A 12483-nucleotide genomic window follows, 5' to 3' on the forward strand; every position below is an offset into this window, starting at 1 on the left:
CCCGAAGAGAGCTACGAGCTGTGTATTCAGGACTATCCGATACCAGAAGACCTAAAGAGTGTTATACGATTAGAGGGGAATATAGCCTTTTATGAAGACACTGGCGAGGTGGCTTATGTGTTTCCAACACTTAAAGTTAGCGAGGATGAAGTGAAACAAATTATCTTATCCGAATACTGCAAGGAGCAGCGTTATAAGCATGAAAAGAAGAAGTTAGAGGAACCTTTGCACTGTGAGTTTATGAGCAACAAGGTGTCATTTAAAAAACCTGCTAATGATGATGTAAGGAGCTATAACTACAACCGTTTGATTACAGATAAGCTAGAAATGTCAGAAGGAGTTATAAGTTATTGATTTTACTTAAAAGTACCTAGTCGGTAGTTTTGAACACTTCATCAAGCGGCTTACAAGTCAGCTCTGAGTGCGTTGTAAGTTATTGATAATATTGAAACACGGTGAAACGCCGTATTTGGATTTGCTGACCGTCGTGAAACGCGACTGTTAGAAAGTTTAAAGATGCTTATAGTTTGTGCAAAAGCGGTAAATTATCACCTTTAAATAAATTTTAAGTATATTAGATAGGCGGAAACTTTGTAAGTCATTGATTTTATTCAAACACCCCGTTTCGGGTGGTATGGATTTATAGACCGTCTCGTTTCAGGACAGTTAGGAACTCTCAAGTCTGGCTTAAAGGTTGCCCTGAGTGCGATGTGTTATTGATGCAGAGTTGAGGGGCGACGAAACATCGACCCCTATTAAGTGAAGTATTGTTGCAACTCATTGATGTCACCTAAAAGTAGGAATATCCGACATTTGAACACTACCATTTCGAATGTTGGGGTATTCTATTCAATGCCCCGTTTCAGGGTATTTAGAAATTCTGCTGTATAACCAAACCGGAAATTTCAGATTCGCTTAAAAAAAGAATTATGCAGATTTGCACAGTTTCTCTGGTGGTTTAACACTAAGACTAACGACTGCCACATGTACTAATTTAAGTGATCTGTAAGGTGTCTATAAGCCTCTCTGAGATCTCATCTCTAAGGGGGAGGGGGTAGATAATAGCTACAGATAAAAGCCTCTCAGACCGCCGCCTAGTGTTATTTATATGACCGCAGGTTAGCTAAGCATTTTTTGAAAGCCTTGTGGATTTATCGCTTATCTCTATATTAAGTGGCTGCTATAAATATCACTAAACGGAAGTGAAGATATAATGCTATAGTTTTGTGGGACATATAATTAAGGATATCGGGATTATGAAAAGAATTTTTATAGCTGCATTATTGAGTATATCAAGCGTTGTGCTAAGTACCGCCGTATTAAGTTTAACCCTAATGCTTATCGGCGGTGATTTTAGTGGTGCCGCCTTGGGGGTATCGGTAGTATTTATTTATGTTGCTACGATAATTGGAGGCTTAGGCATCTTTTTTGTAGCCATTCCTCTGCATTTATTTTTACAGTACAAAAATATTGATTCAGTCAAGCCTTACGTAGTGACTGGGTTGATTGCTTCGATGGGATTTGGTTTTATATTCAAACCATTTGGTAATGATGATTTTCTTACTTTGATTCAACAGTTGCTAATAGTTGGAACAGTAGGTGCTGTATGTGCATTAGTGTTTTGGTATGTGGCAGTTAAAGGCGAAGCTAATAAAGTGTCATGTTAAGGTATTTAGTCGTTTTTCAAGCTAGGTAATCATGCTGGATGTCATGAGTGACGTCCAGTGTTATGCATTTGGTTTGAAGATATACAGCCTTTTTAAATTATGCGCTAAATGATCTATATCACTTGTTAGTCTGAAATTAAGCTGGTGTAAGTTAAAAACTAAATTCAATAGAGCTTTAAAATGAAGCCAATAAAAACTCAAGAAGCGGTTCAAAAAGTAAAAAGCCTTAAACTACCACCCATTATTTGCGATATCCTCTTGGAGAAAACAAATGACCCTGTAGATATATATTTCACTTGTCCTAACACATACTTGTTGAGCGATGAGGAACAACTAGCTTATGAGCTTGGTGAGGTGATTCCACTATTTTCAACATGTGGTGGAGGTGTTGTTGCTGCATATAGTGTAAAGAATAAGTCATACCTTACTTTCTATTTGGATGGTGGAGTTGCAAAGTCTAATATGACCTGGAACGATATGTTAGTAGATTGGTTTGAAATCATTATCGAGGATTACTGGGAAACTGAGCCAGATTTTGTGCGGGAGTTAGCTATTAAATTTAGATTCGAAAACTTAAATCAATTAATAGAATAATCAATAACTGCCCATAACAAACCTGAAATTCTGATTCAACGTGCTGAGGAGTATTTGCAATGGTTAAGCTTTAGGCGCACCACAAATTTCGGGCGCGGTTGTTTTCTGAGCAATATTCATATTGATCAAGATATGGCAAAGACGCAAGTTTGCGACTAACCGCTGAGTGTAGTTTCAGGGGAAAGAGTAACAAGAAATCCTGTTTAATATTGTGGCGTGTTTTTTTATGGTAGTTCAAAAAGCACAACTTGTTCTTTTTTAGATTTTCAAAGTCGACGTTTCGTCGCTTTTAAGAATTGGGATACCCAAAACCTAAAGGTCACGTTTTGTTACTTTTGGAAGTAGCGAGCTAGCAAGTTTGAATCGGGGTGTTTTAAAAGTATCTATACTAGAAGCTCTGATTCAAGGCTTCGAAAAGAGGTTGACATAAATGAAGAGTTAGAAGAGAGCCGTTAAGCTCTCCTCTTTAATTCTCCGTATTAAACACCAAGCTATCAAATTGTAAAAAAGGTTCTAATTTCTTCTCGACCTTATCTATGGCTGGCTTTAGGATTTCTTTAATATTCGCTCCATCCGAATACAAACCATAAGTTAATGTTTGATTGTGAGAGTGTCCACAAAGCCACGCGGCGGTTCTCTCTTCAATCTTGGCATTTTCGCAAGCTGTTGCAAGGTTACATCTGAGACTATGGAAAGATTTCCAGCGCGATGTTATTCCAAACTCTCTCTTAGACTCTCGAATATTATTACTAAACCAGCCTGAATGTTGATTCTTTGCTATGCGAGCTTCTTTAAATAAAAACTCTTCGGGGTTTCCTTTTGCAAGTTTTTTAACTACATCAATATATCGATTCATAACAGGAATATATCTAATTGCATTTTTAGTTTTTACAGAGCGGTGTTTATTATTAACATGGAAGCACAATACACCATCAACATATTTCACATCGCCTTTTCTAAGTCCTGATATTTCTTCTATACGCATACCAGATGTAATACCTAGAAACATAAAGAGCTTTGCCCCAATTGTTTTACTCCTAGGCAAGTAATTTTTGAGTATTCCTTCCCACTCTTGCAAAGTTAGGACTTCATAGGAGTTACTATCTAGTATTTCTAAAGAATGATCAGTAAAAGGAGACCCCTTGTCGATTACATATTCTTTATTTGTTGCATAAATCCACGTTTTGTTAAAAATAGATAAAACATCGCGAATGGTTTTGTTTTTAAGGTCGTCAGAAAGGTATTCAATAAACGCAACCACTTTTGCTCTGCCAATATTTTGTAAAGGTGTTGATTCTTTGTCGAATTCTTCCCAGCGTGTAGCAGCCTTGAAGACTTTATTTAAGTAGTTGTTAGACTTCTTGCCTAAGATTGTATTTCTATATTCCTTTGCAACTTCTGGGAGTGTATAACCTTCTTGAACACCTGAAAACTTAGCCTCGCCGCCCTTAGCAATTCTGATAGCATCAGCCATAATCAAATCGCCTTGGTTGTAGTAATACTCTGGGTCGTGCCCATCTAACCAAGTTTGAGCTGTGTCGTGGTCTCCTAACGACTCTTTGTAAGATTGCTTAAGGTCTGCTACGAGAGAACGTAAACGGTGACCTTTGGGGTTTATTCCAGCTTGTAGTTTTAGGTTTTCCCATTCACGCAAAAAGACATCTCTATGCGCTCTCGCTTCTCTTAGATTGTTTGTCCCAGTTGAACGAGTTAGAACGGCTTTATTGTTTGTTAAATGGCGCAATGCTGTTGGTACAGCGATTTGAACTAAGTATACGCCGCCTGCTTTTTTCTGTTTTAGATATCTTCTATCTTGCTTAGCTTGCATAATTTAATGACTCCTTGTCATATATTGAAACGAGATTTTAGCAAGGGTGGAGCAAATTGAAAACAAATATCGCTCATTTATGTGGTTATTTGATATACTACGACTAAGCACTTAATACTCCTAAACTCATAGACCCCAAACTAGACCTTTGTTTTTGGGGAAATTTGTAGAAAGTGAGAGAACAAGGTGGCTGTAGGCCAGTTTTAACATTCTGAAACTATTAATTCTGGCAAATATAGGGAGTGTTTCACTCCCTTTTTTATATCTATAAAAAATTATTAAACGGTAGAGTTGTATTAACGGATGAGTAAAAAGCAAACCAAAAAATCAAAGCCTTCGCAGGAAACTCAAGACGAAGCCATGAAAATAGCCCGTGGCACCCAAAGACCTGGGCAAACTAAAGAACAAACCAAGCTCATTGCGCAAGGCATTCAAAAAGGGATTGAACAGTATAAAAAACAATACAAGGAAAAGTCACGCCAACTGGATCGACAGCGCAAGAAAATGCAAAAGCAATCAGAAGTAGAGCCTGAAGCTCTTGTTGAAGAGAAGTTGGTATATAAACAATCCGTACTTCCGTGGGGATTGCTGGTGGCTTCTTGGATTGGATTTGTCGCTTATTTAACGATGGGATAAACAGTATTCGAATTGAACACTGTTTATCCTTAGGTGAGAATTACTGTTTGTCTTTCTTGCTTGCTTCTACATATTCTTTGGGCGTGACACCAATCTCGGCTTTAAAACAACGTCCAAAATATCCCACCGAAGAAAAACCAACTGTATAGGCAATGGCACTGACCTGCATGCCTTGCTGCATGAGTTCTAAGGATTTATGCACTCGATATTGGCGCAGATATTCACTGAAAGAGTAGTCCGAAAGCGCTTTAAGTTTGCGTGAAAACTGTCGTTCGCTTATGTTAAGCTCATTGGCGATGTCTTGACGCTTCAGATCTATGTTGTCGTAGTGGTTCGCAATCAGTTCTTTAAACTTGTTCAAAAACTCAATGTCTTTTTCTTCACTTTCATCATCTGCTTGAATCGTGACTTCACCAGGTTGAACTAATTGGGTGGCGAATTTGCGCTGCAAGATTCGGCGAATCGAAAGTAGGTTGTGAGCGCGTAGCATTAACTCTTCAAGATTAAATGGCTTGGCCAAGTAGTCATCTACATTGCGACGGAAACCTTGCATGCGACTCTCTGCATCACCTTTTGCTGTGAGCATGATGATGGGAATATGGCTGGTTAAAGTGTCCTCTTTGAGGCGCTGAGTTAATTCGTACCCATCCATAACCGGCATCATGACGTCAGTAATAATAAGATCAGGAATATGTTTGTGAGCGAGTTCTAATGCATCTTTACCGTTGGATGCCATGAGACAACGATACTTTTCGCTGAAAGAATCGAATAAAAACTGACGCATGTCGGTATTATCTTCGGTGATCAACACCAGAGGCTGTGCACCATCTTCAGTATCTGATACTTCGTCTTCCTGTGTCGTTGTTTCTGTGTCTCGGGTGTTTTCTATTTCTGATAGTGCTTCGACTTCCTGCTGCACATTGGGGGTGCCTGACTCATCTTCAATCATTAGGTGAGAGAATTCTGATTCGTCTTTAATAGGAAGGACAACAGTAAAAGTAGATCCTTGGTTCAGCTCACTGGTTACGCTGATTTCGCCCCCGTTGGCAGAGACCAGTTCTTTTACTAGAGCCAGACCTATCCCAGCCCCTGGAATATTCTCTTCGTTTTGCTCGGTAGCACGAGTAAAGCGATTAAAGATGAGCTTTTGGTTCTCTTCACTGATGCCAACACCTGTATCAGAGACGTTAAAAGTAATCTGAGAGTTTTCTACTGTTACCTTGAGATCGATAGAGCGGTTATCTGGCGTATATTTAACGGCGTTTGATAGCAGGTTAATAAGGATCTTTTCTAATGAATCCGAAACCAAAATGATTTGAGTGTCTTCGAAACGGTTGGTTGTGAAAGTAATGGACTTCGCATCAAACAGAGGCTCAAAGGAGTAGAGCAATGTTTGCACTGTTTTACGTAAAGAATATCTTTTACGAGTCACTTCGATGGATGATTCTGAATGCGCCAGATCCAACAGTTGGTCAACCATTCGCAGTAGCCTACGCCCATTTCGTTTCATCATGGTTAGGGTAGTGGCTACACTCGACTCTGGATTTTTGTTGAGCATAACATCCAGAGGACTGAGTATCATGGTGAGTGGTGTTCTAAACTCGTGCGAGACATTGGCTAAAAAGCGCTGCTTTTGGTTGAGCAGGGAGTTTACGATTTCATTCTTGTGTTGCAGTTCTTGGGTGGCTTCTGCAATGCCTTTTTCCAGTTCTGCTGCACGTTTTTCAAAAGATCGAACTCTTTGACGATAGAAAATATAGATCGCTGTGAGGATGGTGAGCAAGTAAAGAACATAAGCTTGCCATGTTTTCCAGATAGGAGGCGAAACAGAAATCGGTAACAGAGTCTCGTCACTATACCATCCTTCTTCAACATGCTTTGCGCGTACCCGAAAAACATAGTCATCCGCAGGTAAAGTCGTGAAGGTGGCCATTTGATTTTCTGCTTTGATCCAATCACCTTTCAAACCATCAAGTTTGTAGTAGTACTCCAGCTTTTCCTGATTTAAATAATCAGTACTAAAGAAGGATAAAGAGAATAGGGAGTCTTTGTAAGTTAGCTCCAATTTATCCAGCATGTGTATTGGTTTTTTTAATGGCGAGTTAGGATCTTTATGAGCTAGCTGAACGGGTTTGTTAAACAGCTTAAAATCTTGTAAATGGATTTTATGATCGTTCTTAGGTGACTCTAAGTTGAGATCTGCTGGGTTGAATTTGACTAAACCCTTGAAGCCGCCAAATACCAATGACCCATCTTCTAGTTTTGCCACAGAACGGCTGATATAGTTGTTTGGTCGTAGACCATCAGAGCTTGAAATTAGTCTAAGAGAATCATTATTCATGTTATATTTGAACAACTGAGACTCAGTTGATATCCAATAAAATCCTAGATCATCTTGTATTATGTTTCTAATCGATTGGTTACTGAATTTATCATTTATTACAGGAGCTATCAAAGAAAGAGAACTTCTATCAAACTGGTATAAACCTCGACTATTCGAACAAATCCAAATTACATCTTCGAAGTCTTGGTATACGCATCTAGACTTTAAGTCTTTAATATTTTTTATGTTGATAAGTGATAAGTTAACTTTATCAAGGACAGCTACTCCCTTATTTCTAGTTGCTAAGAGTAGTTTATCACCGAGGTCGAATATTTGTTCAATAGTCATTTGGGATGTTATTTGAACATATCTATTTTCGTTCTCAATGTATTTATAGAGACCAGACAATGTTCCGTCAGAGGTTCTATATAAGCCAACCCATAGAGTTGAGTTGTCATAAAGAATACTTTGAATCGCGTAGTTTGGTAGCCCAGTACTTTTGGGAGAAAACTGACTTATTTCCCCTGTGTCACTATTGAACTGGTAAATTCCTTTAGAGTCGACTGACAATAGTATCCGTTCATCAGAAAGAGTGGTAAATGAGCTGATATAACCTAGCTCTGGATAAATTAGCTTTGAAGTTAAGTCCGAATTTGCTGCGTATAGATTGCTGTTATCGGAATACAGCATCTTGTTCTTAGGTTGGGGTATTATTCGATTTACTTCGAAGTACTCGCCATCATTTTTTTTTACATAGTTGTACTTAAAGGCCTGAGCGTTAAGTTTTAGCAGCTTACCTGCGACTGTAGTTGCGAGAGTTATATTATTTTGACTGTGATGAACTTTGATTAACTCTTCTCTTAAGAATGATTCGCTGTAGTCTCCCGGAGAGTACTTATATTCTAGTGCGGTGGACTCCAGAATATTTAATCCATGTAAGGAAAATGAAACCCAAACTTTCCCAGTTTTATCTTCCGATACACTTGCGACACGACCATTGTATTCATTGTGTTTAGATTGAACTCTGATGAAATTTAAACTTTCTCCATTAATTGCAACTTTGTTAACTCCGTTCGATGTGGCAAGCCATAGATTGTTATGTTTGTCTAAATGCATTTCATATATGCTGTTGCTCGAAGGGGAGTTCCCAATTTGTTCACTACTAGGAAATTGTTTTACTGTTTCTTCTGATGTATTGTATTCAAGCAAACCTTTTCCAGCTGTAGCCACAAAGACCCTTTTTCCAGATATTTTTATTGCGGTTGTATCTGGTGAAATTATGTTTAGATTCTTTGGAGTCTTATCGGAAAGAGTGGATAAGTCTATTCTGTTAACGCCCTTTGGAGTTGCTATCCATAAGTATTGAAAACCTTCTAGTTCAAGGTCTCTGATTGTTCCATCCGCTTGCATTGATATGGCTTGCTGGTTAAAAAATGTATATTTCTCTTTTGCAGGATTGAAACGAATAAGTCCTTGGTACGTAGTGGCCAACCATAGATTTCCATCTTGGTCCTCCACGATATCATTTATTTTTAGGTGTAGATTTGTAGGAGTTTTATAATGCTTAACATCGTGCCCATTGTATAGAGCTAAACTATGAGATGTTCCTAACCAAACTTTGCCTTTTCTGCTGGTGTAAATTGAGTAGACTCTACTGGAAACATTAATTTCTGAGTACACTGGACCTGGATTAACGAGTTCCGATGCTTCTAAGGAAAATATGGGTAGTAATAATAAGTAGGGAAAGTGTTTTAGTAAACTGAGTTGTTTTTCTAGTTTTTTAAGCATGTCTACTTGTCTTTTGTTATGACCTTAAGCTAATTTCTAAGCCGAGCTTCACTTACTATTTTATCGAATAATACGTACTATCGCAGAAAATTATTTAATGTATTTATTTGCCTTCTTTTCCCAGTTTCTGTATTATGGGTCTTGTGGTTAGCGGAAACCACAAGATTATACAGCCTCATTTCACTGCTGTGTAAATATTAAGTAAATTTTATCAAACATCATCACAGCCTAAGAAAAGAAATAACGAAGTTTAGGCTTAATAAATTAAGTTACATTATGGATTAAGTAGCTTTGATTAATTAGGGATTACAAGAAAGGATTGATCGTTATGTTGATTTGGATTAAGCGAGTCGTTTTTAACTAAAAAATACCCACGATAAGTGCCAGTATCTATGCGGAAAGTATTGGTATTTGATAATGGATTATTTTAGCAATTTCTAATACTAGGTGTAAGAAATAACACTATAACTGCTTGCGCCTCAAAATCAGAAATTGGAGTTGTTAACGAGCACATGGAGGAAAAATTAGTAGGACTTTTTTAACTGCTTTGAACACGGTTTGTTCACTTATTGAGCAGTAACTATTTGGAAATATATCGCTAGGAGCGACCAGGATAATTTTAATATATATGGAGACACACTATGCTAAGAAGAGCTTTAAAAGCGCTGTGCGTTACAGCGGTTGTTGGATTTGCATGCAATGGTTTTGCAAATGTTAATGTTAAGGAAGATAGCAGCAATGCTAACAGAGATAATTGGGCAGTTGTTTACACTGCGTGTGTAAGCTTAAAAGGAAGTCCTTCTCTTTGTGGAATGGTTGCAAATACCTTAACGGCAAGTACTAATGATACATCTTTACTAACTAAATCTGTTGTAAAAGGCAGTGATGTATGTAGAGAGTCTGAAGAAGTTTGCTAATCATTCAAGCTTCTTAAGTTGCTGGCGAGAAATGCTCGCCAGCATTTAAAATTCCCATGATGGCCGAATATTACTACTCATTGGCCCAATTTTAATAACATCTATATCCTCATTTCTGTATCTTTACCCCATCGATGATTCACAAGTGCTCTCCACTGGGACATCGATACCAGTAAAGTTTGAGTGTTTCTCTTGTTGTAGAGTATTTATACAACCGCATGGAAATTATTGCTCCAAGGATGGAGTGTTTTTTTAACCCTTGAGTTCTTAGGTTCTCTTTCAAATCACTTCTAGATATCAACCAGACAACTTTGTCATGGCTTTAATATAGCCTTTGATCTCTTCTCAATCCGTAGTCTCAATGTACCAATTCTAAATACTTTAAATAAATGACCTTATTAAAGGAGTTATAAGGTACTGTATTTAAAAAGAAAATTTGTCGATGTCCTTAAATTGACACAACTTGGCCGGATATTGATAACACATAAATCTCAACTTCAGTATCTTTCTATCTGTCGGCGGGTACACGGATATTTACATACCTGTCTATTGTTTCATCAAGTGCCAATGTTGCAATAAACGACATGATTTTTCAGGAAGAAAATAAGGATGCCAAAGTCAAAGCCCAGGGAGGGTTGTGATTTGAAAAGGCAAGTGAGTGTTTTGTCTGTCTAAAGGATATAAGCTCGGATTGATAGTAAGACCATGGATGGTAGACAGACTCTCTTATCTTCATAACTCTTAATTAGCTCATTTTGACTTATCTGGCTTTCCTCTATCCTGTCGTTCTTGTAGCTAATTATCTAGATGTAAGGCTTATTTTGCAGCTCTTGGGATAAAGGGCATGTCAAAGCTATCTCGATTTAGCCAAGTACAGCACGTTCAAACCGTTTGAGCAATCAAACTAAAGGCCCAGTCATTTTATGGAGAAGGGGAATTACTTATAAACCTCTGTGGTTAAGGAGTTGGGGTAACCTTAAATCCTGTGTGGCTGGACTGTAATAAAAGTGTAATAAACTGGCTTCTGCTTGCCTTATTTTCTTAACTCAAAGTCTCAGTTAAATTTTCACAAAAAAAGACATCGTTATAACCTGTTGAAATTATTGCTTAAAATCTCGATGTCCGAATATTGCTATACATTGTCCCAATTTTGATAACACCAAAGTCTTAGTTTCGGTATCTTTATCCCATCGACAACGCAGTTACTCTAATCTGCGCTGCCGAGTTTCTGGAGACAGGAACACATTGGGGAAATTAGAGTGAACATGAGTGATATTTTGATTCAAGGATTGAAAATATGGATGTCGAAATATTACTCCAAGGATTACTGGAATAGTATTGAACGGCAGGTGCGTTTTTGGTTTCGAGGTTTACGCTAAGGAAATCAAAATAGTCCCCCAAGGAAGGAAAATTTATTTTCGAGGAGTATGAGACAAGGCGGTCTTATTGTTAGCTCGAATGCAATATGTGTCAAATTGACTTAGTCTAAGGAAAGACTAACGCGTCAGTTCTCCTCTCAAGCTTAATTGCATTTTCTCTTTGATCTCCTCTTTATCCAGCGAAAGGCTCAGCAGATAGTAAAGCTTTGTTAACGCCGCCTCTGTGGTCATATCATAGCCACTAATAATGCCACATTGGCTAAGTTTGTTGCCTGTTTCATAACCACTCATATCAACACTGCCTCGATAACATTGAGTAATGTTAACGATAATGACTCCTCTGTCTGTTGCTGCTTTTAATACATCCAATAACTCTTGGTTGTTGCAGGGCGCGTTGCCCATACCAAAGGTTTGTAGAATGAGGCCTTGGAAAGGCTCAAGTAGTAGATTATCCAACATTTTGGCTGACATACCAGGGAAGATACTGATCACTGCTATTTCCGCCGCCGCGATAGAGTTAACTACCAGAGGCTTTTGATTGGGCTGCTGAACTAAAGAATGGTTGATATCGATGGTCGTGCCCAATTTAGCCAGAGGAGGCAGATTGGGGGATGCAAAAGCATGAAAATCATTAGCGTCTACTTTTTGTACTCGATTACCACGATATAAACGATCATGAAAATACAGTGACACTTCAGGTATATCGCTGTTAGCCGCCAACAGGATGGATGTGATCAGATTATCGCGCCCATCGCTACGTAGCTCACTAAAAGGGATTTGCGAACCCGTCACAATCACTGGCTTTTGTAGGTTTTCCAGAATAAAGGATAAGGCCGAGGTCGTGTAAGCCATGGTGTCAGTACCATGAAGGATAACAAAGCCGTCGAAGTCGTCGTAGCGAGACTCAATGTCTTTGGCAATATCCATCCAGTCTGCGGGTGTGATATTCGAAGAATCGATGAGTTGAGGGTACTCGTGGATCTCAATCTCAGGCATATCATCACGTTTTAGCTCTGCCAGTTGCTGAACCTCTTCTGTTAGATAGCCTGCCTCAGGCACAAATCCGTGTTGCGATGGCTTCATACCAATGGTTCCGCCAGTGTAGGCAATATAAACAGAGCGCTTTGACATAGTGTTCACCCGTAGTTTGGATATCAATAGATACTGACTTTAAAAGCATAGAACATCGAAAGGTTAAGCTTTAATACCCATGTCTTTCAATATATAGAGGTTACTGACTGCAATCACTCAGACCAATGACTTAGTGAGTCTAAGATCAAAGGAGCTGCTCGCTTGCCGTCTACCTGTATGACGAAATACTTTGAGTAAAGTCATAATAATTAAGCGGGCG

8 protein-coding genes and 1 pseudogene are annotated in these 12483 nt (G+C 38.5%); 5 read left to right on the forward strand and 4 right to left on the reverse strand.

Annotated elements, in window-relative coordinates; translation table 11 throughout:
- The 3 genes from NH399_RS16040 to NH399_RS16050 form a co-directional block, all read left to right on the forward strand.
- Nucleotides 1-354: hypothetical protein (locus NH399_RS16040; RefSeq protein ID WP_253041832.1), on the forward strand; the 354-nt coding region annotated here is incomplete at its 5' end.
- Nucleotides 355-1256: 902 nt separating this feature from the next.
- The gene (locus tag NH399_RS16045; protein WP_253041834.1) at nucleotides 1257-1667 is read left to right on the forward strand and encodes a hypothetical protein; all 411 of its coding nucleotides are present in this window, start codon (nucleotides 1257-1259) and stop codon (nucleotides 1665-1667) included.
- A 180-nt stretch (nucleotides 1668-1847) separates the two neighbouring features.
- Nucleotides 1848-2261 carry a hypothetical protein gene (locus NH399_RS16050; protein WP_253041836.1) on the forward strand — a complete coding sequence of 138 codons (414 nt, stop codon included), beginning with the start codon at nucleotides 1848-1850 and terminating at the stop codon, nucleotides 2259-2261.
- A gap of 466 nt (nucleotides 2262-2727) precedes the next feature.
- Here the strand turns inward: NH399_RS16050 and NH399_RS16055 are convergent, their stop codons facing one another.
- Entirely contained in the window at nucleotides 2728-4089 is a 1362-nt protein-coding gene (locus NH399_RS16055; protein WP_253041838.1) for a tyrosine-type recombinase/integrase, read from the reverse strand.
- A gap of 303 nt (nucleotides 4090-4392) precedes the next feature.
- Between NH399_RS16055 and NH399_RS16060 the strand changes: the two genes are divergently transcribed.
- Nucleotides 4393-4725 (forward strand): DUF2956 domain-containing protein, encoded by a 333-nt coding sequence (locus tag NH399_RS16060; protein ID WP_253041840.1) that lies wholly within the window; start codon nucleotides 4393-4395, stop codon nucleotides 4723-4725.
- A gap of 40 nt (nucleotides 4726-4765) precedes the next feature.
- On the opposite strand, the gene NH399_RS25965 is transcribed toward NH399_RS16060, so the two are convergent.
- Both NH399_RS25965 and NH399_RS25970 read right to left on the reverse strand, forming a co-directional pair.
- Nucleotides 4766-8278, reverse strand: coding sequence for an ATP-binding protein (locus NH399_RS25965; protein ID WP_253041842.1), 3513 nt, complete (start codon nucleotides 8276-8278; stop codon nucleotides 4766-4768).
- A gap of 249 nt (nucleotides 8279-8527) precedes the next feature.
- Nucleotides 8528-8836, reverse strand: a pseudogene (locus NH399_RS25970) (two-component regulator propeller domain-containing protein); the annotation flags it as partial.
- A 641-nt stretch (nucleotides 8837-9477) separates the two neighbouring features.
- Here NH399_RS25970 and NH399_RS16070 point away from each other — a divergent pair.
- Nucleotides 9478-9753, forward strand: a complete 276-nt coding sequence (locus tag NH399_RS16070) for a hypothetical protein (protein ID WP_253041844.1) — start codon at nucleotides 9478-9480, stop codon at nucleotides 9751-9753.
- A gap of 1496 nt (nucleotides 9754-11249) precedes the next feature.
- Here the strand turns inward: NH399_RS16070 and ansA are convergent.
- Entirely contained in the window at nucleotides 11250-12263 is a 1014-nt protein-coding gene (ansA, locus tag NH399_RS16075) for an asparaginase (protein ID WP_253041846.1), read from the reverse strand.
- Nucleotides 12264-12483 lie beyond the last annotated feature (220 nt).

The organism is Pleionea sp. CnH1-48, assembly GCF_024124665.1.
GTDB lineage: Bacteria > Pseudomonadota > Gammaproteobacteria > Enterobacterales > Kangiellaceae > JAMXSB01.

What these genes read in the sequence shown, in the direction of transcription:
- NH399_RS16045 (WP_253041834.1), top strand. Translation starts at nt 1,257, where the DNA reads ATGAAAAGAATTTTTATAGCTGCATTATTGAGTATATCAAGCGTTGTG.
- NH399_RS16050 (WP_253041836.1), top strand. Translation starts at nt 1,848, where the DNA reads ATGAAGCCAATAAAAACTCAAGAAGCGGTTCAAAAAGTAAAAAGCCTT.
- NH399_RS16055 (WP_253041838.1), bottom strand. Translation starts at nt 4,089, where the DNA reads ATGCAAGCTAAGCAAGATAGAAGATATCTAAAACAGAAAAAAGCAGGC.
- NH399_RS16060 (WP_253041840.1), top strand. Translation starts at nt 4,393, where the DNA reads ATGAGTAAAAAGCAAACCAAAAAATCAAAGCCTTCGCAGGAAACTCAA.
- NH399_RS16070 (WP_253041844.1), top strand. Translation starts at nt 9,478, where the DNA reads ATGCTAAGAAGAGCTTTAAAAGCGCTGTGCGTTACAGCGGTTGTTGGA.
- ansA (WP_253041846.1), bottom strand. Translation starts at nt 12,263, where the DNA reads ATGTCAAAGCGCTCTGTTTATATTGCCTACACTGGCGGAACCATTGGT.